This window comes from Azospirillum sp., assembly GCF_035627195.1.
In the GTDB taxonomy this organism is placed as follows: Bacteria; Pseudomonadota; Alphaproteobacteria; order Azospirillales; family Azospirillaceae; genus Azospirillum.
Map to the genome: position 1 here is coordinate 1 of NZ_DASPMG010000135.1, position 24,793 is coordinate 24,793.

A 24,793-nucleotide genomic window follows, 5' to 3' on the forward strand; every position below is an offset into this window, starting at 1 on the left:
ACATCACCACCACCCGGCTGGCCATGAAGATCGCCTCGTCGATGTCGTGGGTGACGAACAGCACGGTCTTGCGGTGCTGTTCCCAGATGCCCAGCAGCAGTTCCTGCATCAGCTCGCGCGTCTGGTGATCCAGCGCGCCGAACGGCTCGTCCAGCAGCAGGATCTTGGGGTCGTTGGCCAGCGCGCGGGCCAGCGCCGTGCGCTGCTGCATGCCCCCCGACAGCTGCGCCGGAAAGTGGTTCTCGAACCCCTTCAGCCCGACCTGGGCCAGGAAGCGATCGGCGACCTCCAGTTGCCGCGCGCGCGGCACGCCGCGTTCGCGCAGGCCGAAGCAGACGTTGTCGCGCACGCTCAGCCACGGGAACAGCGTGTAGGACTGGAACACCATGCCGCGGTCCGGGCCGGGCCGGGTGACCGGCTGGCCCAGCAGCCGCACCGCGCCGCCCGACGGCGTCTCCAGCCCGGCGACGATGCGCAGCAGCGTCGACTTCCCGCAGCCGGAGGGGCCGAGGATGGTGATGAAATCGTTGTCCGCCACCTCCAGATCGGTGGGGGTCAGCGCCTGCGTCGGCGCCGCCCCACGGCGGCCGGGAAAGGTCTTCTCGACGCCACGGATGGACAGGATGGTCATGCGCGGCCTCGCGCCCAGGGGAAGAGGCGGGCGTGCAGCGCCCGGAAGGCGAGGTCGGTGATCAGCCCGATCACGCCGATGACGACGATGCCGAAGATCATCTGCCCGGTGTCCAAGAAGCGCTGGGCGTCGATGATCATGTGGCCGATGCCGCGCGACGCCCCCACCAGTTCCGCCACGATCACGTAGGTCCACGCCCAGCCGAGCACGAGGCGAAGCGCCTCGAAGATCTGCGGGCTGGCGGCCGGCAGCAGCACGCGCAGCACCACGCCCCGGCTTGTGGCGCCCAGGGTGTAGGCGGCCTCGAGCAGGTCGACGCGCACGGCCCCGACGATGACCGCCACCATGATGACCAGCTGGAAGACGGAGCCGATGAAGATGACCAGGATCTTCTGCGCCTCCCCCACCCCCGCCCACAGGATGAGCAGCGGGATGAAGGCCGACGCCGGCAGGTAGCGGGCGAAGGACACGAAACCCTCGAAGAACGCCTCCACCGGCTTGAAGGCGCCCATCAGGATGCCTAGCGGCACGGCGATCAGGGCAGCCAGCGCGAAGCCGGCGAACACGCGCCAGACGGTGACCACCACGTCCTCGGCGAAGCCGAATTCGGTGAACAGCGCCCAGCCGGCGATCAGGCTGTCACCGGGCGAGGCCAGGAACAGCGGCCGGACGAAGCCGCCGTAGGTGGCGATCCCCCAGCCGAGGAAGAACAGCACGAAGCACGACACGCCCAGGACGATGCGCAGTCCGGGGCTCACCGGCTTCAGCGGCGTGAACAGGCCGTTCATGTGGGAAGGTTCCTGCGGTGGGAAGTGCCGTTGCCCCCTCCCCATCCCTCCCCCGCTTCCGGCGGATCCGCAGGATCCGCCTGCCGCGTCAGCCGGATCAAAGATCCGGCGAGAGCTCCGCGGTGGAGGGGGCAGAGCGGCGGAGTTCCCTCCACCTCGAAGAGGGGGAGGGTTAGGGAGGGGGCAACGCCTGTTACTTCACGAAGTCCGTGGTCGCCATCGCCTCCAGGCTGGGCGGGGCGCGGCGGATCAGCTTGGCGTCCAGCATCACGTCCTGCACCTCCTTGGCGAAGGCGGGCATGGTCTTGGACAGGTAGTCCTGGTTCATCGGCTTGTCGTACCAGCGCACGAACCTCGCCGAGGCGGCGAACTGCTCCGGCGTCTGGTTGACGTCCTTGCCCATCAGCTCGAACGCCTTCTTCTCGTCCGCCTTGATGGCCTCCAGCGCCTCGAACCAGCTCTTCACCACGGCGTCGACCACCTTCGGGTTCTTCTTGATGAAGTCCGGCTGGAAGGCCAGCGTGTCGATGATGACGCCCGGCGTCTGGTCGGAGGTGACGACGATGTTGGCCTTTGCCTCGCGCACCTTGGACAGGTAGGGCTCGTACGTCACGGCGGCGTCGAACTGGCCGGCGACGAAGGCGTTGGCGGCGTCGGAGGGCTGCAGGTTGCTGGTCTGCACGTCGGCGATCGACAGGCCGTTCTTCTTCAGCACGTAGGCCAGCCAGAACTGCGGCACGCCGCCGTACTGCACCGCCACCTGCTTGCCCTTCAGGTCGGCGACCGTGGCGATGGGCGGGCGCACGGCGATGCCGTCGCCGCCGTGCGAGCTGTCGAGCACCAGGACCTGCGTCACGTCGACGCCGGAGGAGGCGTAGAGGATGTGCGTGTCCACCGTGGTGGCGATGGCCTGCACCTCGCCCGCCGCCATCGCCTGATGGCGGTTGGAGGTGGGCATCTTCTTGATTTCGACCTCGACGCCGTTCTTCTTGAAGATGCCGGTCTCCTTCGCCAGCGTGATCGGCGCGAAGCCGGTCCAGCCGCTCATGGCGATGGTGATCTTCGGCAGGTCCTGCGCGCCGGCCGCCGCGGAAAACCCGATCAGCGAGGCCACCAGAGTCCCAACCATCCACTGCATGCGCTTCATGACGTGAGCCCTCTTGTTTCTCGAGGTTGCGCTTACGAGGCTGTGCGCCGGGGTGCGGCGTGGCGACGCAGCCCGGTCCCTGTACGGCGCCTATCTTGATCGTTTTACGGCCGGCTTGGAAGGGAGCTTGGCGGTTCGAAGCCGGCGGTTTGGCTGGGCCTACCAACCGTCCAGCGCAAAAGTGATATTGCAACGAACCGACGAACCGCACTATATGGGATTCGAGACAACTATATCTGGTGCCGGAGCAGCGACGCGTGACGGTTCACCACCGCCCGGTGCACGTCCTCAGCGACGACGACCGCCAACGGACGATCGAGTACTTCGAGCGCTTGGGCAAGGACCGGGTGCGGCTGTACGCGGCGGTGGACTGCGACCGCTTCCTCGGCAACTGGCAGGTCCGCGAGCTGGCCGACCAGTGGCTGGCCCAGAAGGACGCCGAAGCCGCCGACGCCTCCATCTGGAAGCGCTGGCTGCGCCGGAAGTAAGGCCGACGCCGCAGCCTCAGCCCCCCGCCGCCGCCATCGCCTGACGCAGTTCGTTCGGGAACACCGGCTTGTGCAGGACGCGGAAGCCGTTGCGCGCGGCTTCGGCGAGGCGCTCGGGTGTCGTGTCGCCAGTCAGGATGATGCCCGGCAGTCCTTCCCCCAGCCGGCCCTGGATGGCGGCGATCGCCTCCGGCCCGGTCTTGCCGTTCTGCAGCTGGTAGTCGGCCAGCACGAGGCGCGGACGCCGGCCGTCCTTTTCCAGAAGCGATAGCGCCTGGTCGCCCGAGCGGGCCGCCAGCACCTCGTACCCCCAACCCTCCAGCATCGCCTTCAGGCCGAGCAGGATGATCGCCTCGTCGTCGATCACCATGACGAGGCCCTTGGAGCCGGCGTCGTTGGCCGGGTGGCGCACCTGGATGGGCAACTCGGGCGCGGCCACACGCGGCATCTCGACCATGAAGGCCGAGCCCTCGCCGGGCGTCGAGCGCACCGTGACCGGGTGCCCCAGCAGCCGCGCCAGCCGCTTGACGATGGCAAGCCCGAGGCCGAGGCCGCGGCTGCCATGGCTGTCGTTGAGTTGGGTGAACTCCTCGAAGATGGCGTCGAGCTGGTCGGACGGGATGCCGACGCCGGTGTCCCACACCTCCACCCGCATGCGTCCTTCCGTCCGGCGCGCGCCCAGCAGGATGCGGCCCCGGCGGGTGTAGCGCAGCGCGTTCTCCAGCAGGTTGCGCAGGATGCGCTCCAGGAGCGCGGGGTCGCTCTCCACCCACACCCCGGTGCGCACGGCGGTCAGTTCCAGCCCCTTCTGCCGTGCCCGCGGGCCGTATTCGGCGGCCAGCCGGCCCAGCAGGTCGTCCAGCTTCAGGCGCACCGGCTTGGCGACGATCTTGCCGGACTCCAGCCGCGACATGTCGAGCAGCCCGTCCAGCAGGTCCTTCAGCGCGTCCAGCGACTGGCGCAGGTTGTCGAGCAGCGGCGTGGCCGGATGCCCGTCCAGCCGGTCGGCCAGCGCCGCGGTGAACAGGAACAGCGACTGCACCGGCTGGCGCAGGTCGTGGCTGGCCACCGCCAGGAACTTCGACTTGGCGGCGTTGGCGCGCTCCGCCTCCTCGCGCGCGCGGCGCACGGCGTCCTCGCCGCGGCGGCGCTCGGTCACGTCGACGGCGGCGCAGGTGATGCCGGCGACCGAGCCGGCGGCGTCGCGCAGCGGCTCCACCGTGATATCGAAGAAGTAGTCGCGGCCGTTGGCGCGCAGGCGGATCTCCTCGCGGGCTCCCTCGCCGCTCTCCAGAACACGGCGCTTGAGCGCCGTCAGCATCTCGGCGTCACGCGGACGCTCGAACACCTCCCGGTCGGTGCGCCCCAGCACGTCCTCGGCGCGCGGGAAAAGCCCGGAGTTGTTCATCCAGGTGAAGCGCAGGTCGCGGTCCTGATTGAACACCACCACGCCGGAGTTCTTGAGCGCCGTGCGGAAACGCTCCTCGGCGACGCGCAACGCCTCCTCCGTGCGGCGGCGCTCGGTCACGTCGATGCCGGCGGCGAGCAGGTGGGTGACGGCGCCGTCGGGGCCGAGCATGGGTGCCAGCGTGACGTCGACGACGGCGAGGCGCCCTTCGGCGACGCGCGCCATGATGTCGAGGCGCGAGGCGACACCATCCGCCGCCCGGTCGATGGCCGTGCGCAGGCGCGCCCGCACCGCCGGGTCGTAGGACCACCAGCCGGTGTCCTCGAAGCGGCGGCCCGCCACGTCGGCCACCGTCAGCCCGGCGGCGGTCAGGGCGGCGTGGTTGGCCTGCAGCAGCGTGCCGTCGGGGTTCAGCACCGCCACGGCCACGGGCAGCGAATCGAGCACGGTGCGCAGGTGCCGCTCGTTGGCGCTCAGCGCCCGCTCGCGCTCCTCCAGTGCCTTGGCCATGCCGTCGAACGCTTGGCCGAGCTGGCCGATCTCCGACCAGCCGTCGCCCAGGCGCGCCCGCGCGCCCCAGTCGCCGGCGCGCCAGCGGTCGGCCGCCGCCATCAGCGCGGCGACCGGCTGGCGGATGAACAGCGTGCCGCCGATCCACGCCGCCAGACCGGCCAGCAGCAGCCCCAGCAGCGTCATGACGATGCCCTGCCGGATGGCGTCGGCGAGGTGTCGGGTCGCCGCCTCGCGGTCGATACCAACGGCGATGAACAGGTCATGCACCCCGTCGCCCACCGGCGAGAAGGCCAGCACCCGCTCGACGCCGTCGAGACCCGTGACCTCGGCCAGCCCGCCCTGGGCCCGGCTGAGAAGTTCGAGGAAGTGCGGCGGCAGCCGGGCACCCTGCCCCAGGCCGCCGCCGGACAGGTTGGCCAGGATCACGCCGTCGCGGTCGGCGATGGTCAGGCTGGCGTTCTCCGGCAACGGGCTGGCCGCCAGATTGGCGGCGAACCACGGCAGGCTGAGCATGGTCACGACCACGCCGCCCGGCTTTCCCTCGGCGTCCATCCACGGCACGGCGAAGGGCAGCATGGGGTCGCCTTCGCCCCCGCCCACCCCTTCGGGCGGCCAGCGCATCCACTCGCCCACGGTGAAGCGCCCGTCCTCCAGCGCACGGTGGAAGAACGGCCGGCCGGCGATCGAGCGGCCGACGGCTTCCGCCGTGCCGCTGCACAGCACGATGCCGGCGCGGTTGGTGACGGTGATGTACTGATGATCGGGTGAGCGGCGGGCGAGGCGGTCGAGGTAGACCTGGCAGCGCGCGTTCTCGCCGGTGCGCAGGAACGAGCCTTCCGATACCGTGACGGCGACCTGCCGCACCCCGGCCACAAGGCGCGCCTGCTCCCGCTCGACGAGCTGGAGGAGCGACTGTGCCTGGATGTTGGCGCCGCGCATCCGCTCGGCGTGCAGCTGTGCCACGTTGTGCACCTGGATGCCGATCGCCGGGAGAACGGCGATGATCACCAGGAGGAAGAGACGGGCCACCAGGGTCATGTCGGACACCGTTGCCGCGGCGGATCCCAAGGGCGGAATGCCCGCAGGCGTCGCAGCGCGCGTCAACATGCCGCACGCATGGTTAATTCACAGTTAATGGGCGAAGAACTTTCCGAACTCCTTCGAACTAGTCCAATGCACGCCTCGCCCGTTCGCGGTATCGTCAAGGAGAGGTTTTGAACAGGATCTTATCCGGATTTTCGTAGCATTGCAGGATTCCCCGTCGAAAGAGGTAAGCGCCATGAAGACTTTTACGCGTGGCGGGTCGGCGATGCCGGCCCTGGGACTGGGCACATGGCAACTGACCGGAAGTGCGTGCGAGCGGACGGTGCGCGCGGCCCTCGACCTCGGCTACCGCCACCTGGACACCGCGCAGATGTACGGCAACGAGGCGGAGGTGGGCCGGGCGCTCGCCGCGTCCGGCGTGCCGCGTGACGACGTGTTCGTCACCACCAAGGTGTGGATGGACCGCCTGGGCCGCGCCGACGTGCTGCGCTCCACGGCCGACAGCCTGCGGGCGCTGGGCACCGGCTGGATCGACCTGCTGCTGATCCACTGGCCCAACCCGCGCATTCCGCTGGCCGAGACCCTGGGCGCCATGGCGGAGCTGAAGGCGGCCGGCACGGTGCGGCAGATCGGCGTCAGCAACTTCCCCGTGGCCCTGGTCCGGCAGGCGGTGGAGGAGGTGGGGGCGGAGCTGTTCTGCGACCAGGTCGAATACCACCCGCTGTTGTCCCAGCGCCCGCTGCTGGGGGAGTTGCGCCGGCACGGGATGGTGCTGACCGCCTATAGCCCGCTGGCGCACGGCGCCATCCCGCGCGAGCCCACGGTGGCCCGCATCGCCGCCAAGCACGGCCGCACGGCGGCGCAGGTGGCCATCGCGTGGCTGCTGGCCCAGGACAACGTGGCAGCGATCCCCAAGGCGTTGAGCGAGTCGCACCTGCGCGCCAACCTGGAGGCCGCCGACCTGACGCTGGACGCGGACGACCTGAAGGCGATGGACGCCCTGCAGGGCGGCACCCGCACCTGCGACCCCGGCTGGTCGCCGCGCTGGGACACGTGAGCGTTCTGCGGCGCCAACCTACGGCTGCATTATGTGAGCTGGTCGCGGGTCACCCAGAAGACCTCGCCGAAGCTCTCGGCCGTCTCCAGCCAGAGGAAGTCGATGTCCGGATACTCGGCCTCCAGCACGGCGCGGCCGGTGCCGATCTCGCACATCACGCCGCCGGTGGGCGTCAGGTACTTGGGCGCGTCCTTCAGGATGCGGCGCACGATGTCCAGCCCGTCCTCGCCGGCGGCGAGCGCCATCTCCGGCTCGGCGCGGAACTCCGGCGGCAGGGCGGCCATCGCCTCGGCGTCGACGTAGGGCGGGTTGGTCAGGATCACGTCGTACTTCCTGCCCTTCAGCGGCGCGAACAGGTCGCCCTTGTGGAGGGTGACGCGGTCTTCCACGCCGTGCTCGGCCACGTTGATGCGGGCCACCTCCAGCGCGTCGGGCGACAGGTCCACCGCGTCCACCTGCGCCTCGGGGAAGACGTGCGCGGCCAGGATGGCGAGGCAGCCGGAGCCGGTGCACAGGTCGAGCACGCGCTCCACGTCCGTCGGGTCCTCGACCACCGTGAAGTCGTCGCCACCGACGATGTCGGAGAACAGCAGCTCCCCGATGTAGGAGCGGGGCACGATCACCCGCTCGTCCACGTAGAACGGGAAGCCCTGGATGTAGGCCTTGTTCAGCAGGTAGGAGGCCGGCTTGCGCGTCGACACCCGGGCGGCGATCACCTCGGCCAGCGCCCGGCGCTCCGGCATGGTCAGTCGGGCGTCGATGTAGGGTTCGAGCTGGTCGATGGGCAGGTTCAGCGTCTCCAGCACCATGAACACCGCCTCGTCATGGGCGTTGCCGGTGCCGTGACCGAAGGACAGGCCACCGGCCATGAAGCGGCTGACGGCATGGCGGATGAAGTCGCGGACGGTCCGCAGCTCGGCGGCGGCGGTCGCGGGGTCAACCTCGGGACGCTCGAAGGGGGTGCGCTGGAAGTCGGTCATGGCGGGCCTGCGCTGTTGGACCCCCGCTGATTAGCAGGCCCCCCGGCGGCGGGCAACGGGCGAGAGACGCGCATGGAACCCGGAAGAGCGGGCGGTGTTGAACCGGCGCCATGGACAGCACCCTTCACATGCCCCCGCGCCTCACCACGCCCGACGGCTCGCCGCGCCGGGTCGGGGTGGAACTGGAATTCGCTGACCTCGACGCGCCCAGCGCCGCGCGCCTCGTGCGTGAATTGTACGGCGGCACCATCGAGGTGGAGGACCCGCACCGCTGCCGCGTCACCGGCACGCGCCTGGGCGACTTCACGGTGGAACTGGACATGCGCTCCGCCCACCCGGAGAAGAAGGCCGATGCGGACGCCGAAACCGAGCCCGGCGCGCTGGATACCATGCTGGAGAAGTTGCGCCCGCTGTGGGGCCGCATCGGCAGCCTCGTCATGCCCTTCGAGATCGCCGCCCCGCCGGTGCCGTTTGACCGGCTGCCCGAGTTGGAGGCGCTGATCCGCGGCCTGCGCGAGCGCGGCGCGGCCGGTACGGAGGCCAGCCCCCTGTTCGCCTTCGGCCTGCACTTCAATCCGGAGGTGGCGGCCGACGATGCCGACTACCTCGTCGACCACCTGAAGGCGTTCCTGATCCTGTCGCCCTGGCTGCGCAGCGAGATCCAGGTGGACCCGACGCGCCGGCTGACCGGCTTCATCGCCGCCTTTCCCATCGATTACGCGGCCAAGGTGGTCGACCCCGCCTACCGGCCGGACCGGGCGGCGCTGATCGCCGACTACCTTGCGGCCAATCCCACGCGCAACCGCGAGCTGGACCTGTTCCCGCTGTTCGCCCACCTCGCCCCCGACACGCTGTTCGCCGCGGTGAAGGACCCGCACGTCCGGCCGCGGCCGACCTTCCACTACCGCCTGCCCAACGCCCGCATCGGCGATCCCGGCTGGTCGCTGGCGCAGGACTGGAACCGCTGGGTGACGGTGGAGGAGCTGGCGGCCGACCGCGGCCGGCTCGACTCCCTGGGGGCGGCTTACCGCGACTTCGCGCAGCGCAAGGACCTGGACGGCTGGGCGGCCGAGGCCGGCCAGCACCTCGCCGGCCAACATATCGCCGGACGGCTGGCGGGGTAAGGATATGGCCGCGCGACCGCTCATCGGCGTCACCGCGTCGCGCCACGGCAGCCGCATCGCCTGGTGGTTCAACCGCATGGCCCTATGGCGTGCCGGGGCGGGGGCCGTGCGCATCACCGCCGACGATCCATACCCCATCGACCAGCTGGACGGGCTGGTGGTCGGCGGCGGCGACGACATCGACGCCTCGCTCTACGGCGAAACCGCGCGTCCGCACATCCGCATCGACCCCGAGCGCGACCGGCTGGAGATGCTGGCGCTGGACCACGCGGAGCGGCGGCGCATGCCGGTGCTTGGCATCTGCCGCGGCTCGCAGATCATCAACGTGCACCGCGGCGGCTCGCTGCACATGGACATCCACGAGGTGTACGAGCAGGCGCAACACCTGCGCACCGTGCTGCCGCGCAAGCGCGTGTGGATCGAGCCGGACTCCGTCCTCTACCGCATCCTGTCGATGGGCGAGTGCCGGGTGAACGCGCTGCACCATCAGTCGGTCGATCGGCTGGGCGATGGGCTGAGCGTGGTGGCGCGCGACCGTGCCGGCATCGTCCAGGGCACCGAGGCGGCCGGGCATCCCTTCTTGATCGGCGTGCAGTGGCACCCCGAATATCTGGTGGCCGACGACCGCCAGCAGAACCTGTTCCGCACCCTGGTCCAGGCCGCCCGAGGCCGGCCGGTCGCCGAACAGATGGCGGCGTGAGCGGTCGCAGGTCGGGCCGCGCGCCGCCTCCGCCCTCCAACTTTTCACCACCGTTCGTACGCCATTCCATTCCCAAAGTAGGAGGGACCGTCTATCCTGTGCACGGCGGCGGGTTGTGCCTGCGCGCCCGGTCTCAACGGGAGGAGGCGGTTGACCGTCAACCTGCGCAGCGACGGCCTCGGCACGGACCGCGCCGCCTCCCGCACCACCACGTCGGGGTGGCGCCGCGGTAAGCCGCGCCTGCAGACGGTGGCGGTGCTGGCGGCGCTGGCCATGGCGCTGCTGGTCGTCGGCCTGAGCTGGGGCATCGGCGGCGCCTTCAGCCGCATCCTCACCGTCGCCAACGAGGCGCGCACCGCCATCGTGCCGCGCATCGGCAAGCAGCAGGAATATGCCGTCTTCGCCGCCCGCATGGGCCAGCTGGCCGAGGCGGTGCTGAACACCCGCTCGGCCGAGGTGCGTGGCCGCGCCCTGGAAGAGGCGGAGGCGCTAGCCAGCCGCTTCGCCACCGACGTCGATCCGGGGCTGCTGACCCGCCTCGACCTCGCCGTGCACGCCGTGCGGCGCACGGCGCACCGCGCCGACGTGATCGACGCGCTGGGCGCCAGCGTCAACCGCGTGCGCGGGCAGGGCAACGAGGTGTTCCTGCGCATCCTCGGCTCCGGCACCGCGCTGGCCGCGCAGGAGCCGTTTTTCAACGTGCTGGACGTGCTGAGCGACGCCGCCATCGCCACCGACGCCGTACAGCTGCAAGAGCTTGAACAGCGCTTCCGCACGCTGGCCGCCACGGTTCGCATCGCGCTGGCCTCGTCCGAAGGGGCGGGGCTGACGCGCTTCTTCGAGGATCTGGACGGGCTGGCGGTGCTGTTCACGGTGCGCCGCGAGATGCTCGGCAACGAGGTCGAGATGGCGCGCGAGACGGAGCGCGCGCACGCCCTCCTGAAGGAGATGACGGAGAGCCTGACCGCCGACGCCGTCTCCGGCACGCATCTGCTGGCCGAGACGCTGGTGCGCGACAGCGAGCACGGCATCCTGGTCGTCGTCGTCGGGCTGGGAGGGGCGGCGGCGGTGCAGCTCGCCCTGTTCCTGCTGCTGCGCGGCCATGTGGTGAAGCCGATCCTGCGGGCCAGCGCGGCGCTGTTCCAGGTGCAGCGCGACCGCCGCCCGGTGCGCCTGCCGCCCGCCCTGTTCGCCGAGCTGGACGCCATCAGCACGTCGGTGGAGCGATTCGGCGAGGCGCTGATCGAAACGCACGAATACGCCGACGCGCTGAAGGCCAGCGAGGAGCGGCTGCGCTCCATCCTCTCCGCCTCGCCCTTCCCGATCATCATCGCGCGGGTGTCCGACGGATCCGTGCTGTTCTTCAACCGCCACGCGGAGACACTGTTCGGCACCGCCGGCGCGCAGCTGACGCTGACCCGCGACGAGCGCTTCTTCCACGATGCGGCCGACTCACACCGGCTGATCCGGGCGCTGGAAGACGGTGGCGCGGTGCGCGACATGGAGATCCGCCTGTGCACCGCACAGAACCGGACGTTCTGGGCGCTCTTGTCGGCGGTGGAGATCCGCGACGGCGACGAGCCGGCGATCCTGCTCGCCATCAACGACATCACCCAGCGCAAGCGCCAGGAGCAGGAGACCGAGGCCGCCAAGCAGCGCGCCGAGCAGGCGCTGGCCGACCTGCGCCACGCGCAGGAAACGCTGGTGCAGTCGGAAAAGATGGCCTCTCTGGGCCAGCTGGTGGCCGGCGTGGCGCACGAGGTGAACACGCCCGTCGGCGTGGCGCTGACCGGCGTCACCCACTTGGCCGACACCACGCGGCGGCTGCGCCGCCAGTTCGACGAGGGCGGGCTGAAGCGCGGCGAATTGGTGGAATACCTGGGCACCGCGACCGAGGTGTGCGGCCTGATCGAGACCAACCTGCACCGCGCCGCCGAGCTGATCCAGAGCTTCAAGCAGACCGCCGTCGACCAGACCAGCGAGGAGCGCCGCGCCTTCGGCCTGCGCGCCTACCTGGAAGACGTGCTGACCAGCCTGCACCCGCGCCTGAAGAAGACGCCGCACGTGGTGACGATCGACTGCCCCGACGACATCGCCATCGACGGCTATCCGGGCGCGCTGTTCCAGGTGCTGACCAATCTGGTGATGAACGCGCTGACGCACGCCTTCGCCGAGGGGCAGGCCGGCCACCTGACGCTGACCGCCACCCGCCCGACGCCGGGCGAGGTGGAACTGCGCTTCACCGACGACGGCTGCGGCATCCCGGAGAAGGACCGATCCCGCATCTTCGATCCGTTCTTCACCACCAAGCGCGGCGCGGGCGGCAGCGGCCTTGGCCTGCACATCGTCTACAACATCGTGAGCAACCGTCTGGGCGGCAGCATCCGCGTGGAGAGCGAAGTCGGCCGCGGCACGACCTTCGTCCTGCGCTTCCCCACCACGGCGGCGGCGTAACCGGCCCCTCCCCCGCCGGAAGCGAGGGAGGGGGAGAAATCGCGTTACTGGCCGCCCAGGGTGCCCGGACGGCAGTTCGGGGTGCCCGGCGGGCAATGCGTGCCGGTGCTGCGCTGGGCCTCCAGCGCCGAATTCGGGTTGGCGCCCGCGTTCGGACGGATGGCGCGCGTGCGGCGCTGCTCCGTGGTGCTCAGGGTGCTGTCGTCCGACATGCCGGCGGTGCCCGAGGGCACGGTGGTGGTGCCCGACCAGTTCGTCGAGCCACTGGTCCCCGGCGCCACGATGACGGCGCCCCCGCTGGCGCCTGGAGACTGGATGGCACCACCCGACTGGTAGTCGGCCGCGAGAGCCGAACCGGCGAAGAGCGCGGCGGCCGACACGGCCCCGATCAACAGGTTACGCATTCTCTCACTCCAATGTTGACGGTGATTGGCCCGTGACCCCCGTCACGGCCGGAGCCTGCCGCCTGGGAAACGGCGCGAACGGCGCTTCCCGGCGCCGTATTGCAGCGCTCCACCTTCGATCAACAGGAAGCGGGGCGAATGGTTGCCGGCGCGGGCGCGCCTTCGCCCCACATTGGTCACCGCTCCCCCGCCTTTCCGGTAAATGCCGGTTAACCGGCCGCCGCCCACTCTCGCCCGCTCCTTTCCAACGACCCAGCGGTGGGCATGATGACGACCGGCACCGGCGGCATTCGGCGCCTCTACGCCACGTTCTGGCAGCACACGGACGGTGCACGCGGCCTCGTGGCCACGTTCCTGGCCATGCTGTTCGTGGCCCAGGCCGTGCGGCTGTCCATCCCCTATTTCTTCGGGGAGGCGGTCAACGCCCTGCAGGACACCGGCGTGCAGGACCTGGAGACGGCGCTGTGGTGCATGGGGCTGACGCTGGGCGCCACGGTGCTGGGCTGGGCGCTGCACGGGCCGGCGCGGGTGATGGAGCGCTTCACCGCGTTGCGCATCCGCGGCCGCTTCGCCGATCGGCTGTACGCCAAGTTGACCGAGCTGCCGCTGGGCTGGCACGAGCGCCACCACTCCGGCGACACCATCCAGCGCATGGGAAAGGCCACGCAGGCGCTGTTCGGCTTCTCGCAGCACCAGTTCGTCTACCTGCAGAACATCGTCAACCTGATCGGGCCGATCGCGGCGCTGCTGGTCATCTCCACCGCCACCGGCATGGCGGCGCTGGCCGGCTACGCGCTGATCCTGCTGGTGCTGGTGCGATTCGACCGCGCCATGGTCCGCCTGCTGCACGAGGAGAACCGCCGCGAGGGCCGCTACATGGCCGAACTGGTGGACTGCCTGGGCAACATCGGCACGGTGCTGACGCTGCGCCTGCAGGCCGCCACCCGCCGGGTGATCGGCGACCGGCTGGCCGAGGTGTTCCTGCCCGTGCGCCGGCACATCGTGGTGCACGAGGCGAAGTGGTGCGCCATCGACCTCGCCAACAACGGGCTGCGCACCGGGCTGGTGGTGCTGTACGCGTGGCTGACGTGGCGGGACGGCGGGATCGTGCCGCTGGGCACCGCCGTCATGGTGCACCAGTACGCCCAGCAGTTGGGCGCTGTCGTCGGCACCATGGCGACGCACTGGCAGGACCTGATGCGCCATCAGGCCGACCTCGCCGGCGCCGACCCGATCCTTGACGCCATGCCGCGCGCCGGCGGCGGCGCCGATCCGATCCCGGCCGGCTGGCGGGAGATCCGCGTCGACGGCCTGGACTTCCACTACGCCGGGCGCCCGGCGCTGTCCGGCGTCGGCCTGACGCTGGGGCGCGGAGCCCGCGTGGCGCTGGTGGGCGAGAGCGGTTCGGGCAAGAGCACGCTGCTGCGCGTGCTGGCCGGCCTGTACGAGGCCGAGCATGCCGTCTTCACGGTGGACGGCGCGGCGCGGCCCGACCTGCGCGACCTGGGCGCCGTCGCCACGCTGGTGCCGCAGGACCCGGAGATCTTCGAGAGCACGGTGCGCCAGAACGTCACCATGGGCATCGACTACCCGCCGGCCGAGGTGGCGCGCGCCTGCCGCCTCGCGCAGCTCGGCCCCGTTCTGGAGCGGCTGCCGCAGGGGCTGGACACGCCGATCAGCGAGCGCGGCTTCAATCTGTCGGGCGGGCAGAAGCAGCGCCTGGCGCTGGCGCGCGGCATCCTGGCCTCAAAGGCGTGCAGCCTGATCATGCTGGACGAGCCGACCAGCAGCATCGACCCGACCACCGAACTGACCATCTACGAGGGACTGCTGGACGAGTTCCGCGACGCCTGCATCGTCTCGGCCGTGCACCGGCTGCACCTGCTGACGCGCTTCACGCACGTGGTGCTGATGGCCGACGGCCGCGTGGTGGACGCCGGTACGCTGGGCGAGCTGCTGGCCCGCCAGAAGCACTTCCAGGCCATGTGGGCGAACTATCACGGGACGCAAGCGGCGGCGTGAGTTCGGTTTGCCCCCACCCGCCGCGAAGCGGCCGGGTGGGGGCAAAGCGTACTTCCTTACCTGGTTCGCGTCTCGGCCACGTTGCCCGGCAGGTCGGAAATGACGACCTCGACGCGGCGGTTGGCCTGACGGCCGGATTCGGTGGCGTTGCTGGCCACCGGGCGGGCCTCGCCAAAGCCCTGCGCCACGACGCGGCCGGGGCTGACGCCGCGCGCCGTCAGCGCGTCGCGCACCGCCGCCGCGCGGCGCTCCGACAGGTCGAGGTTGTGGCCGGCGGCGCCGGTGGCGTCGGCGTAGCCCTCGATGCGCACGGTGCGGTCGGGGTTGCGGCGCAGGAACTCGGCCAGACGGTCCAGGCGCGCCTCGGCGCCCGGCGTCAGCTCGGCCCGGTTCACGGCGAACAGCACGTCGCCCAGCGTCATGACGATGCCGCGCTCAGTCCGCTCCGCCTGCAGCTCGGCCAACTGGCGTTCCAACTCGGCGTTGCGGGCCTGGAGGACGGCGGTGCCGCGCGTCAGGTCGGCGGTGGCCACCGTGCTGCGCGCTTGGGTGGCCATCGCCGTCTCGCGGGCGATCTGCACCTGCCGGCTGGCGACGTAGGCGCGCTGGCTTGTCTCGGCCGTTTCGCCGTCGGCGTACGCGGCCTCGGCCAGCGTCAGCGCCTCGCGGGCGCGTGCCAGTTCCATGGGCGCGCCGGCCGCCACCGCCGGGTCGGCAGCGGCGGCGGTGTAGGCGGAGCGGGCCTCGGTCAGCGCCGCGGGTTCGGGGTTGGACGCGCAGGCGGCGAGCGCCGCCACGGCCCCGAGGGCCAGAAGGCGGGCGGTCACCATGTCGTCCCCCGCTGCTGGATGATGGTGGTGGAGCTGCTGCTGCCGCTGCTCACCGGCGGCACCGGCGCAACGGCGGCGGGCGGCGGTTCGAGGACGCGGGTGTCCCAGCTGGTCGGGCCGGGGAACGTGGGCAGCGGCGTGCCCTGCTCCAGGGCGCCGTAGGGCGCCATGGTGGTGCTGCCGGCGGTGGTCGAGGTGGCGGTGCCGGCCGGGTTGACGATCGTCGTGCTGACGGTCGGCGGCGGCGGGGGCAGCGGCTGGTAGCCGGGGGTCAGCGGCACGCCGGTACGCCCATCGTAGGCGGTGCCGGAATAGGTCGTGCCGGAATAGCTGCTGCCGGAGGGCTGGAGCGGGACCGGTGCCACGCTGCTGCCGACGCCGGCCGGCCCGGCGCCGGTCGAGCTGCCGCTCAGCACCTGCTGGTCGCGGCGCACGGCGGCGGCGGCCTGCTGGGCGGCGGCGTTCTGCGCGTGCACGGCCGCGAGGTCGGCGTCCATCTGCGCCTGCTCGGCAAGACGGCGCGCCTCGGTGCGGTCGTCACGGCGCATGGCGGCGTCGGCGGCGGCCAGCTTGTTGCGCGCCATCTGCAGCTCGCCGGGCGCGAACTGCGGCGCCCCGGCGCGTTCGGCGTTCAGGATGGCCTGACTGGCGGCGCCGAGCTGGGCGGTGGGCGGGGGCACGTCGCTGGCGCACGCGACGAGGCCGAGCGACAGCAGGGCGGCAGCGGTACCGCCCCCGATGCGACGCGCACGAATGCGGGTCATGGCTTGGGCCTTCCTTCGGATGGTCGAGGGATGCCGACAGAACGGGCCTACCCGGCGAAGGTTCCGCTGTGAGTACCGGCTTGTCGACGCCGCTCCGCCCGGGCGCGGCGCAGGTGCCGCGCCACGCGCAGGACGTAAGCGGCGAGCAGCACGCCGAACAACGCCAAGGAGCCCGGAACCATCCAGTCCGCCAGTTCCGGAAAGCCCGAGCGCATCAGATATCCGGTGGTCGCCAGCACCAGCACCCACCCGGCCGAGCCCAGCGTGGCGTACAGAAGGAAGCGCGGCATCGGCAACCCGATGGCGCCGGCCGGGATGGAGATCAGCGTGCGCAGCCCCGGCAGCGGCTGGCACAGCAGCACGGCGACACCGCCGCGCCGCACGAACCACAGGGTGGCGCGGTCGACCTGCTCCTCGTCCATGCCCAGCCAGCGGCCGTGCCGGCGCAGAAAGGCCACGAAGCGGTCATGCCCCAGCCGGCGGCTGACCAGATACCACAGCAGTTCCCCCACGGCGGAGCCGAGGCCGCCGGCCACCGCGATCAGCAGCAGGTTGAACTCCCCGGCCGCGGCGCCCATGCCGGCCAGCGGGATGACCGTCTCCGCCGGCACCGGCGGCAGCACGCGCGCCAGCACCAGCAGCAGGAAGATGCCCAGGTAGCCAAGCTGGGCGACGACGTCCGTAACCCATTCCGTCATGCCCACGGCAACCGGCGGCACGCGCGCCGGGTTCCGGCGCGGCGTCCAATGCGCGGGGCGTCAGCCCACCACGCCGAAGGAGATCTGGTTGTTGTCGTAGCGGGCGCGGATGGTCAGGCGCTGCCCCGGATCGACGCGGATCGGCGCCTCCAGGAACATCATGGCCTGCTTCCAGTGGTTGGTGCGCGCCCGGCTTTCCGAGCGGTAGACGACGTCGTCGCCCATGAACAGGTCGAACCAGAAGGCGACGCCATGGCAAGTGCCGGTGGCCGTCACCTCCACCTCGATGTCGCGCTCGCCCTCCTCCGGCATGGTGCGGGTGAAATCGAAGTCGAGGGCGGTGAAGGCCGCCGACAGCGGCGTGTGGGCATCCGCCGCCATGTCGATCTGCGCGTAGCCGGGGGAGCGGAAGACGTCCATCGCCGATATGTCGAAGCCGTCGATGCTCTTCACCGGGTTGATCCGCGCCAGCTCCGGCGTCTCCACCAGCATGGCGTAGACGGTGGAGGCCGCCGGGATGATCTTGCCGTCCGGCTTCACCAGATGGGTGCGCGCGTGCTGGAGGACCGAGAGCATGCGCGGCGCCAGCATGCCGATGTTGATGAGTTCGGAAACGAAGACGTCCGCCTTCTCCGGCAGGTCGCCGCCCTCGCCCACCGTGAGCTGTGTGGAGAGCTTCGGCACCACGGTGATGCGGTCGGCGTAGCCGTTGTTGGCCACCGTCTCCGCCGCCACGCGCGCCAGGATCGGGTTGACCTCGCAGGTCACCACTTTCCGGGCACCCGCGCGCGCCGCCATCATCGACACGATGCCGGACCCCGTGCCGATCTCCAGCACAAGGCTGTCCGGCGTCACCGCGCGCTCCAGCGCCGCCTTGTAGGCGTCGTTGCGCTCGAAATCGTTGATCATCGGCAGGTGCCAGCCGGGCACCGCGTTCGAATAGATCAGCCGGCGGGTGAAGTTGATCAGCGGGTGGTTCGGGTCGATGGCGCGCGCCGCCTCGATCGCCTCCACCGCCTCGCCGGCGCGGTCGAGGCTTTGCAGGGCGTGGGCGAGGCCGACGTGGGCGGGGATGAACTTGGGCGCGGCCTCGATCACCAGACGGAAGCCGTCGGCCGCCTCCTCCAGCTTGCCCTGGGTCGCCAGCACCTCGGAAAGGTTGTAGCGGGCGTCCAGGTACTCCGGCGCCTTGGCGAGCGCGGTGCGGAAGCTCGCCTCCGATTCGTCCAGGCGGCCCAGGTCGCGCAGCGTGGTGCCGAGGAAGTTCAGCATCTCCGGCGCGTCGGGGCGCAGTTCCAGCGCACGGCGGTAGCAGGGCTCGGCCTCTGCCGGGCGGCCCAGCGTCTTCAGCACGTTGCCGAGGTTCCCGTGCACCTCCGGCAGCGCCTCGTTCAGTTCCAGCGCGCGGCGGAAGGCCGGCTCCGCCTCCGCCGTGCGGCCGAGCTGGAAGAGCAGGCTGCCGCGGCTGTTGTGCGTCGACGGATCGGTGTCGTCGGCCTCGACCGACTGGTCGAACAGCACCAAGGCCGCTTCCGGATGGCCGGTGTGCGCGGCGACGAGGCCAAGGAGGTGCAGCGCCTGCGCGTCCTTCGGGTTGCTCTCCAGCATGCGGCGGCACGCCGCCTCCGTCCCGGCCAGATCGCCGCCGCGGAACAGGCGGATGGCGTCGGTCAGCGTGGGCGTGTCGGTCATGACGAGGGCCTCCCCAAGGCGTAGGCAAATCGGTTCGTGATCCGCACCATAGCTGAAAGTGCGCGGCACGACAGCGGCGAACGTCGGCTTCGCATTGCCCGGTTGCACCGCCGCATCCTAAAGTGCAGCGCGCGCGAAACCCCACGGAGACGACCGACGATGAACCGCACCCGCACCGGCCTGTACACGGCCCTGCTGGCCTCCCTGCTGGCGACCGCCTGCGCCGGCTTGCCGCAGACCGGAGAGGGCGGGGGTACCGCGGCGCAGCGGTTCGAGCAGGTGCGCTCCAGCCCGCCGGAGCTGCGCGCCTTCCTGGCCCGCATGCCCAAGGGGGCCGACCTGCACAACCACCTGTCGGGCGCCGTCTACGCCGAGACCTACATCCGCTTGGCGGCGGAGCAGTCGCTGTGCCTGGACACCGCGGCCATGGCCTTCACCAAGTCGCCGGCACCCAAAGCGCCAGCCGCCAAGCCGGCCTGCGCGCCCGGCACGGTGCCGGCGGCCGAGCTGCTGAAGGACCAGGGGCTCTACGCCAAGGTGGTGGACGCGCTGTCGCTGCGCGACTTCGTGCCGGCCAGCGGGTGGAGCGGGCACGACCAGTTCTTCGCCACCTTCGCCCGCTTCAACGCGCCGGGTGCCGCCGCTGGCGACCTGCTGGCCGAAGCCGTGGACCGCGCCGGCCGCCAGCGTGTGGAGCACATCGAACTGATGGCTACCGCCGGCAACAGCGGCGCCATCCGCGATCTGGCCGACAAGGTCGGCTGGAACGGCGACGCGGCCGACACCACGCGCCGCCTGATGGAGGCCGGGCTGGGCGACCTGATCCCCGGCGCCAAGGCCAGCCTGGACCGCGCGGAGGCGCGCATGCGCAGCGTGCTGCGCTGTGGCACGGCTAATCCGTCGGACGGCTGCGGCGTGTCGGTGCGCTACCTCCAGCAGGTCAGCCGCAACCAGCCGCCGAACCGCGTCTTTGCGCAGACGCTGTTCGCCTTCCTGCTGGCGCAGGCGGAGCCGCGCGTGGTGGGGCTGAACTTCGTCGGGCCGGAGGACTACCGGATCGCCCGCACCGACTATACGCTGCACATGCGCATGATCGACGCCCTGCACCGCACCATGCCCGGCGTGAACGTGGCGCTGCACGCGGGCGAGCTGACGCTGGGCATCGTCCCGCCGGAGGACCTGCGCTTCCACATCCGTCAGGCGGTGGAGTTGGGCCACGCCCGGCGCATCGGCCACGGCGTGGACGTGATGTACGAGGACGATCCCTGGGGCCTGCTGCGCCTGATGGCGGAGCGGCGCGTGGCGGTGGAGGTCAACCTGTCCAGCAACGACCAGATCCTGGGCGTGCAAGGGGATGGGCACCCCTTCCCGGTCTACCGCAAGGCCGGCGTGCCCACCGTCATCTCCACCGACGACGAGGGGGTGAGCCGCAGCGACCTGACCAACGAGCTGCAGCGCGCCGTCACCACCTACCGCCTGTCCTACGCCGAGGTCGTGGAGCTGGCGCGCAACAGCCTGGAGTACAGCTTCCTGCCCGGTTCCAGCCTGTGGACGGACGTCAGGGCCGGGCGCCGCGCCGCGCCTTGCGCCGACGCCGACCCGGCCGGCGCCGCACCGCCGCCCGCCTGCGGCACCCTGCTGGAGGCCAGCGAGAAGGCCCGCGTGCAGTGGCGTCTGGAACGCGCGCTCGCCGACTTCGAGCGCCGTGTGGCGGAGGACCGGCTGTAGCCGCCCGCTACGCCACCAGCCGCCACGCCATCCAGCCGAGCACCCCGGCGTTGACGGCCATGATGACGGGTGCCGCGCGGGCCACCGCCTCGCGCCAGGTGCGGCCGGCGACGTGACCGGCGAGGCCGACGGCGAGCAGGCTGGGCATGGTGCCCAGCGCGAAGGCCGCCATGCCGACGAAGCCGGTCAGCGCGCTGCCGCTGGCCGCCGCCACCGCGACGGCGCCGTACAGCAGGCCGCAGGGGATGAAGCCCAGCGCCAGCCCAAGCCCGTAGCCGCGCCATCCCACCGGGTTGCCGAACAGCGGCCGGGCGAGGCGCGACACACGGTCCCCCCACCAGCGCTGGACCGGGCTGTCGAAGTGCGGCAGCCACGCCGACAGGCCCTTGACCGCATAACCCAGGAAGAACAGCGCGGCGAACACCAGCAGCGCCACCGACAGCCACTTCAGCCCCGGCAGCGCGCCGACGTGCCCGGCCACCCCCGCCGCCACCGCGCCAATGGCCGCGTAGGTCGTGGCGCGGCCGAGGTGGTACGGCAGCACGGCCGCCCCGGCGAGACGGTGGAACTCGCTCATCCGCGAGGCCGGCACCTGCTCCAGCCGCGCCGTCACCTGCGCCAAGACAAAGGGACCACACATGCCGGCACAGTGCGTGGCGCCGCCGACCAGCCCGGCGGTGAGCAGGGCGAACAGCAGCCCGGCGTCGCGGTCGATGACCACGGCGCAGGCGTTCAGGCCGGCTTCGAGCACGGAAAGGGCGGAATGGGTGTCCAACGGTGCGGTCTCCGGGGCGGATCGCGTCCTTACTTAGGCGCCCGCGCCGCCAAAACCCATGACATGCGTCAATGGATCGCGTTTGGGGATCGCGCTTGGGGATCGCGCTTACGCGTGCTGGTGGATCACGTCCAGGAACGCGTCCGCGTAGAGGTCCAGCTTGCGGGCACCCACGCCGGGCAGGCGGGAGAAAGCGAGGCGGTCGAGCGGCTTCTCGGCCACCATCTCCAGCAGCGTGGAGTCGTGGAAGATGACGTAGGGCGGCACGCCCTGGTCGCGCGCCAGCTCCAGCCGGCAGGCCTTGAGCGCGTGCCACAGCGCGTCGTCCTGCGCCGACAGCGCCCCGCGCGCCCCGCTGCGCGACACCCCCTGCCCGCTCGACGACGCCCCGCGACCCGAGGCGGCATAGCGGCGCAGCGCGTCGTTGACGCCGCGGCGCTTCTCCTGCACGTGGTCCTTGCGCAACTGGATCGTCGCCTGTCCCTTGATGATCGCCACCCCGGCGTCGGTCAGGCGGAAGCCGCCGTAACCCTCCACGTCCACCGTCAGGCAGCCGGCGGCGACGAGCTGGCGGTAGACCGACTGCCATTCCGCCTTGGACAGATCCTTGCCGACGCCGAAGGTCTTCAGCAGGTCGTGCGCCTGCTGCTTGACCTTCTCGGTAGCGTTGCCCAGCAGCACGTCGATCAGGTGCCCGGCGCCGTAGCGCTGGCCAGTGCGGTAGACGGCCGACAGCGCCTTCTGCGCGGCGATGGTACCGTCCCAGGTGACGACCGGCTCCAGGCAGGTGTCGCAGTTGCCGCACGGCTCGTGCAGCGTCTCGCCGAAGTAGTTGAGCAGCACCTGACGCCGGCAGGTCGCCGTCTCGCAGAAGCCCAGCAGCGCTTCCAGCTTGGTGCGCTCGACGCGGCGGTGGCTCTCGCCGGCCTCGGACTGCTCCAGCATCTGGCGCAGGCCCACCACGTCGGCCATGCCGTAGGACAGCCACGCGTTGGCCGGCAGTCCGTCGCGCCCGGCGCGCCCGGTCTCCTGGTAGTAGGCCTCCAGGCTCTTGGGCGGGTCGAGGTGGGCGACGAAGCGGACGTTGGGCTTGTCGATGCCCATGCCGAAGGCGACCGTCGCCACCATGACGAGGCCTTCGGACTTGATGAACAGATCCTGGTTGGCCTCGCGCACCTCGGACGGCAGGCCGGCGTGGTAGGGCAGCGCCTCGCGCCCTTGGGCGTTCAGCCACTGCGCCACGTCCTCCACCTTCGCCCGCGACATGCAGTAGATGATGCCGGCGTCCTCGGGGTGGTTCTCGCGCAGGAACTCCAGGAGCTGCTGGCGCTCCGACTTCTTCTGCACGATGCGGTAGGTGATGTTGGGCCGGTCGAACGAGGACAGGAAGACCCGCGCCTCGCCCAGGCCCAGCTTCTCGGCGATCTCCGCGCGGGTCTGCGCGTCCGCCGTGGCGGTCAGCGCCACGCGCGGCACCATCGGGTGGCGTTCGTGCAGGATGGAGAGCTGCAGGTACTCGGGCCGGAAGTCGTGCCCCCACTGCGACACGCAGTGCGCCTCGTCCAGCGCGAACAGCGCGAGGTTCGTGCGGTCCAGCAGGTCGAGGAAGCGTGGCGTGACCAGCCGCTCCGGCGCCACGTAGACGAGGTCCAGCTCGCCCTTCACCATGGCGCGCTCGACCTCGCGCGCCTCGTTCACGTCGAGGGAGGAGTTGAGGAAGGCGGCGCGCACGCCGAGCTGGCGCAGCGCCGTCACCTGATCGCGCATCAGCGCGATCAGCGGGGAGACGACCACCGCCACGCCGTCGCGCACCAGCGCCGGGATCTGGTAGCACAACGACTTGCCGCCGCCGGTGGGCATCAGCACTAGCGCGTCGCCGCCGCCGACCACATGGCGGATGATGTCGCCCTGCTGCCCGCGGAACGACTCGTACCCGAACACCGAGCGCAGCACGTCGAGCGCCGCGTCGCCGCTGGTCATTGTCCTGTCGAAGAGCGTATCCACGCCGACCCGATGCTAAATCCGGTGGCCGGATCGCCGGCCAATCTACCAGCCCTATGATGTGGCACAGGACCGGGCCGGAGTGAAGCGGCAATGTTGGGTCGCGGCCCCTACAGCAGGTCCCGCAGCATCGCCACCAGCGGCACGTCGGCCGGCGGCATGGGGTAGTCGCCCATGCGGTTGGGATAGACCCAGGCGAGCTTCTGCCCCTCCATAGGCCGCACGTCGCCCTGCCAGACGCGGCAGACGTACAGCGGCATCAGCAGGTGGAACTCCTCGTAGCTGTGCGAAGCGAAGGTGAAGGGGGCGAGGCAGCTCGACCGCGTGTCGATGTCCAACTCCTCCTTCAGTTCGCGCACCAGGGCGGCTTCCGGCGTCTCGCCCTCGTGCACTTTGCCGCCGGGAAACTCCCACAGGCCGGCCAGCGACTTGCCGGGCGGGCGCTGGGCCAGCAGCACGCGGCCGTCCACGTCGACCAGCGCCACGGCGGCCACCAGCAGGGTGCGGCCGGGGCTGGGCGGCGGCGGGGCGTTCGGGTCGAAGCAGGCCATCGGGGATCATCCTCGGTTCAGATCGCGCCAGCGCGCGGCGGTGAGGTCGTAGTGATGCGCCGGGCGCAGCCCGCCGCGCAAGGCGAAGTCATGCTCGCGCAGGCCGCCGTAGGCGAAGCCCAACTTGTCCAGCACCCGGCGCGAGCGGTCGTTGGCGGGATCGGTGAAGGCGAAGACGATGTCCAGGCCGACGATCTCAAAGGCGGCGCGCACCAGGGCACCGGCCACCTCCGTGCCGTATCCGGCGCCCTGGTGCGGCCGGCCCAGCCAGTAGCCGATCTCGCCCGTCGCGATGGTGAGCCCGACGCCGCCGACCAGCTGCCCGTCCGCACGCCGCACCGCCAGCAGGTTGAAGCCGGAGCCGTCGGCCCGCATGGCCTCGGCCAGCGCCACCCAGGTGCAGCCGTCCGCCTCCAGGAAGGATAGGGCACGCGGGCGAGCCAGCGCGCCACCTCCCAATCGCCGATTAGCGGCACGAAAAGCGGCACGTCCTCCGGCCGGAACGCCCGCAGTACCAGGCGGGGCGTGTCGATGCGGTCCGGCAGGAGGCGCATGGGACTCTTAGCTGCGATAGCTGCCGTTGATGTCGATGTAGCCGTGCGTCAGGTCGCAGGTCCACACGGTGGACGTGCCGGGGCCGATGCCCAGGTCGATCAGCACGTCGATCTCCTTGCCCTTCATGTGGGCGGCGACCGGCGTCTCATCGTAGCCCGGCACCTCCATCCCCTCGGCGCAGATCAGCGTGCCGCCGATGGTGATCTTGATGCGGTCGCGGTCGGCCTTCTCGCCGGCGCGACCGATGGCGGCGACGATGCGGCCCCAGTTGGCGTCCTCGCCGGCCACCGCGGTCTTCACCAGCGGCGAGTTGGCGACCGTCAGGCCGATGCGCTTGGCGGCGGCGGCGCTCTCCGCACCCGTCACGGTGACGGTGACGAACTTGGTCGCCCCCTCGCCGTCGCGGACGATCTGCTGGCTGAGGTCGAGCGCCACCTCC

22 protein-coding genes are annotated in these 24,793 nt (G+C 71.1%); 7 read left to right on the plus strand and 15 right to left on the minus strand.

What is annotated here, in order from left to right; translation table 11 throughout:
* The 3 genes from VED21_RS12825 to VED21_RS12835 form a co-directional block, all read right to left on the minus strand.
* On the minus strand, positions 1-631 hold a 631-nt coding region (locus VED21_RS12825), incomplete at its 3' end, for an ABC transporter ATP-binding protein (RefSeq protein ID WP_324882757.1).
* Positions 628-1,419 (minus strand): ABC transporter permease, encoded by a 792-nt coding sequence (locus VED21_RS12830; protein WP_324882758.1) that lies wholly within the window; start codon positions 1,417-1,419, stop codon positions 628-630. The genes VED21_RS12830 and VED21_RS12825, both read right to left, overlap by 4 nt.
* A gap of 193 nt (positions 1,420-1,612) precedes the next feature.
* Positions 1,613-2,566, minus strand: coding sequence for an ABC transporter substrate-binding protein (locus tag VED21_RS12835; protein WP_324882759.1), 954 nt, complete (start codon positions 2,564-2,566; stop codon positions 1,613-1,615).
* Positions 2,567-2,823: 257 nt separating this feature from the next.
* On the opposite strand from VED21_RS12835, the gene VED21_RS12840 reads away from it, so the two are divergent.
* Complete coding sequence (locus VED21_RS12840; protein WP_324882760.1) at positions 2,824-3,054, plus strand: hypothetical protein; 231 nt, start codon at positions 2,824-2,826, stop codon at positions 3,052-3,054.
* A gap of 16 nt (positions 3,055-3,070) precedes the next feature.
* Here VED21_RS12840 and VED21_RS12845 read toward each other — a convergent pair whose 3' ends face one another.
* Positions 3,071-6,013, minus strand: a complete 2,943-nt coding sequence (locus tag VED21_RS12845) for a PAS domain-containing protein (protein ID WP_324882761.1) — start codon at positions 6,011-6,013, stop codon at positions 3,071-3,073.
* 241 nt (positions 6,014-6,254) lie between these two features.
* Between VED21_RS12845 and VED21_RS12850 the strand changes: the two genes are divergently transcribed.
* A complete protein-coding gene (locus VED21_RS12850) occupies positions 6,255-7,076 on the plus strand; it encodes an aldo/keto reductase (RefSeq protein ID WP_324882762.1) in 822 nt (273 codons plus the stop codon).
* Between the two features lie 29 nt (positions 7,077-7,105).
* Here VED21_RS12850 and prmB read toward each other — a convergent pair whose 3' ends face one another.
* A complete protein-coding gene (prmB, locus tag VED21_RS12855; RefSeq protein ID WP_324882763.1) occupies positions 7,106-8,056 on the minus strand; it encodes a 50S ribosomal protein L3 N(5)-glutamine methyltransferase in 951 nt (316 codons plus the stop codon).
* Positions 8,057-8,166: 110 nt separating this feature from the next.
* Here prmB and VED21_RS12860 point away from each other — a divergent pair, with 110 nt between their 5' ends.
* The 3 genes from VED21_RS12860 (at position 8,167) to VED21_RS12870 (ending at position 12,334) form a co-directional block, all read left to right on the plus strand.
* On the plus strand, positions 8,167-9,180 hold the full coding sequence (locus VED21_RS12860) for an amidoligase family protein (protein ID WP_324882764.1): 1,014 nt from the start codon (positions 8,167-8,169) through the stop codon (positions 9,178-9,180).
* 4 nt (positions 9,181-9,184) lie between these two features.
* Positions 9,185-9,880 (plus strand): gamma-glutamyl-gamma-aminobutyrate hydrolase family protein, encoded by a 696-nt coding sequence (locus VED21_RS12865; protein WP_324882765.1) that lies wholly within the window; start codon positions 9,185-9,187, stop codon positions 9,878-9,880.
* A 150-nt stretch (positions 9,881-10,030) separates the two neighbouring features.
* Complete coding sequence (locus VED21_RS12870) at positions 10,031-12,334, plus strand: ATP-binding protein (RefSeq protein WP_324882766.1); 2,304 nt, start codon at positions 10,031-10,033, stop codon at positions 12,332-12,334.
* Positions 12,335-12,378: 44 nt separating this feature from the next.
* Here the strand turns inward: VED21_RS12870 and VED21_RS12875 are convergent, their stop codons facing one another.
* Positions 12,379-12,738: a hypothetical protein gene (locus VED21_RS12875; RefSeq protein ID WP_324882767.1), complete on the minus strand. Its 360-nt coding sequence runs from the start codon at positions 12,736-12,738 to the stop codon at positions 12,379-12,381.
* 264 nt (positions 12,739-13,002) lie between these two features.
* Here VED21_RS12875 and VED21_RS12880 point away from each other — a divergent pair, with 264 nt between their 5' ends.
* On the plus strand, positions 13,003-14,760 hold the full coding sequence (locus tag VED21_RS12880; RefSeq protein ID WP_324882768.1) for an ABC transporter ATP-binding protein: 1,758 nt from the start codon (positions 13,003-13,005) through the stop codon (positions 14,758-14,760).
* Positions 14,761-14,816: 56 nt separating this feature from the next.
* On the opposite strand, the gene VED21_RS12885 is transcribed toward VED21_RS12880, so the two are convergent.
* The 4 genes from VED21_RS12885 to VED21_RS12900 are packed head-to-tail and all read right to left on the minus strand — an operon-like array spanning position 14,817 to position 18,744.
* The gene (locus VED21_RS12885) at positions 14,817-15,590 is read right to left on the minus strand and encodes an OmpA family protein (protein WP_324882769.1); all 774 of its coding nucleotides are present in this window, start codon (positions 15,588-15,590) and stop codon (positions 14,817-14,819) included.
* Positions 15,584-16,354 carry a DUF4398 domain-containing protein gene (locus VED21_RS12890; protein ID WP_324882770.1) on the minus strand — a complete coding sequence of 257 codons (771 nt, stop codon included), beginning with the start codon at positions 16,352-16,354 and terminating at the stop codon, positions 15,584-15,586. The genes VED21_RS12885 and VED21_RS12890 overlap by 7 nt, the downstream gene beginning before the upstream one ends.
* 47 nt (positions 16,355-16,401) lie before the next feature.
* Complete coding sequence (locus VED21_RS12895; protein ID WP_324882771.1) at positions 16,402-17,052, minus strand: DedA family protein; 651 nt, start codon at positions 17,050-17,052, stop codon at positions 16,402-16,404.
* 60 nt (positions 17,053-17,112) lie between these two features.
* Positions 17,113-18,744, minus strand: coding sequence for a tetratricopeptide repeat protein (locus VED21_RS12900; protein ID WP_324882772.1), 1,632 nt, complete (start codon positions 18,742-18,744; stop codon positions 17,113-17,115).
* Positions 18,745-18,903: 159 nt separating this feature from the next.
* Here VED21_RS12900 and VED21_RS12905 point away from each other — a divergent pair, with 159 nt between their 5' ends.
* Complete coding sequence (locus VED21_RS12905) at positions 18,904-20,472, plus strand: adenosine deaminase (RefSeq protein WP_324882773.1); 1,569 nt, start codon at positions 18,904-18,906, stop codon at positions 20,470-20,472.
* A gap of 7 nt (positions 20,473-20,479) precedes the next feature.
* On the opposite strand, the gene VED21_RS12910 is transcribed toward VED21_RS12905, so the two are convergent.
* The 5 genes from VED21_RS12910 to VED21_RS12930 all read right to left on the minus strand — a co-directional run.
* Positions 20,480-21,247, minus strand: coding sequence for a sulfite exporter TauE/SafE family protein (locus VED21_RS12910; RefSeq protein ID WP_324882774.1), 768 nt, complete (start codon positions 21,245-21,247; stop codon positions 20,480-20,482).
* 108 nt (positions 21,248-21,355) lie between these two features.
* Positions 21,356-23,227 (minus strand): DNA helicase RecQ, encoded by a 1,872-nt coding sequence (gene recQ / locus VED21_RS12915; RefSeq protein WP_324882775.1) that lies wholly within the window; start codon positions 23,225-23,227, stop codon positions 21,356-21,358.
* A gap of 131 nt (positions 23,228-23,358) precedes the next feature.
* Positions 23,359-23,799: a (deoxy)nucleoside triphosphate pyrophosphohydrolase gene (locus VED21_RS12920; protein ID WP_324882776.1), complete on the minus strand. Its 441-nt coding sequence runs from the start codon at positions 23,797-23,799 to the stop codon at positions 23,359-23,361.
* Between the two features lie 6 nt (positions 23,800-23,805).
* Positions 23,806-24,258 (minus strand): GNAT family protein, encoded by a 453-nt coding sequence (locus tag VED21_RS12925; RefSeq protein WP_324882777.1) that lies wholly within the window; start codon positions 24,256-24,258, stop codon positions 23,806-23,808.
* A 102-nt stretch (positions 24,259-24,360) separates the two neighbouring features.
* A partial coding sequence (locus tag VED21_RS12930) for a bifunctional ornithine acetyltransferase/N-acetylglutamate synthase (RefSeq protein ID WP_324882778.1) occupies positions 24,361-24,793 on the minus strand: 433 nt, incomplete at its 5' end.

Excerpts from the sequence above, each read along its gene's own strand:
- VED21_RS12830 (WP_324882758.1), bottom strand. The coding sequence starts at position 1,419 with ATGAACGGCCTGTTCACGCCGCTGAAGCCGGTGAGCCCCGGACTGCGC.
- VED21_RS12835 (WP_324882759.1), bottom strand. The coding sequence starts at position 2,566 with ATGAAGCGCATGCAGTGGATGGTTGGGACTCTGGTGGCCTCGCTGATC.
- VED21_RS12845 (WP_324882761.1), bottom strand. The coding sequence starts at position 6,013 with ATGACCCTGGTGGCCCGTCTCTTCCTCCTGGTGATCATCGCCGTTCTC.
- VED21_RS12850 (WP_324882762.1), top strand. The coding sequence starts at position 6,255 with ATGAAGACTTTTACGCGTGGCGGGTCGGCGATGCCGGCCCTGGGACTG.
- prmB (WP_324882763.1), bottom strand. The coding sequence starts at position 8,056 with ATGACCGACTTCCAGCGCACCCCCTTCGAGCGTCCCGAGGTTGACCCC.
- VED21_RS12860 (WP_324882764.1), top strand. The coding sequence starts at position 8,167 with ATGGACAGCACCCTTCACATGCCCCCGCGCCTCACCACGCCCGACGGC.
- VED21_RS12865 (WP_324882765.1), top strand. The coding sequence starts at position 9,185 with ATGGCCGCGCGACCGCTCATCGGCGTCACCGCGTCGCGCCACGGCAGC.
- VED21_RS12875 (WP_324882767.1), bottom strand. The coding sequence starts at position 12,738 with ATGCGTAACCTGTTGATCGGGGCCGTGTCGGCCGCCGCGCTCTTCGCC.
- VED21_RS12880 (WP_324882768.1), top strand. The coding sequence starts at position 13,003 with ATGATGACGACCGGCACCGGCGGCATTCGGCGCCTCTACGCCACGTTC.
- VED21_RS12885 (WP_324882769.1), bottom strand. The coding sequence starts at position 15,590 with ATGGTGACCGCCCGCCTTCTGGCCCTCGGGGCCGTGGCGGCGCTCGCC.
- VED21_RS12890 (WP_324882770.1), bottom strand. The coding sequence starts at position 16,354 with ATGACCCGCATTCGTGCGCGTCGCATCGGGGGCGGTACCGCTGCCGCC.
- VED21_RS12895 (WP_324882771.1), bottom strand. The coding sequence starts at position 17,052 with ATGACGGAATGGGTTACGGACGTCGTCGCCCAGCTTGGCTACCTGGGC.
- VED21_RS12900 (WP_324882772.1), bottom strand. The coding sequence starts at position 18,744 with ATGACCGACACGCCCACGCTGACCGACGCCATCCGCCTGTTCCGCGGC.
- VED21_RS12905 (WP_324882773.1), top strand. The coding sequence starts at position 18,904 with ATGAACCGCACCCGCACCGGCCTGTACACGGCCCTGCTGGCCTCCCTG.
- recQ (WP_324882775.1), bottom strand. The coding sequence starts at position 23,227 with ATGACCAGCGGCGACGCGGCGCTCGACGTGCTGCGCTCGGTGTTCGGG.
- VED21_RS12920 (WP_324882776.1), bottom strand. The coding sequence starts at position 23,799 with ATGGCCTGCTTCGACCCGAACGCCCCGCCGCCGCCCAGCCCCGGCCGC.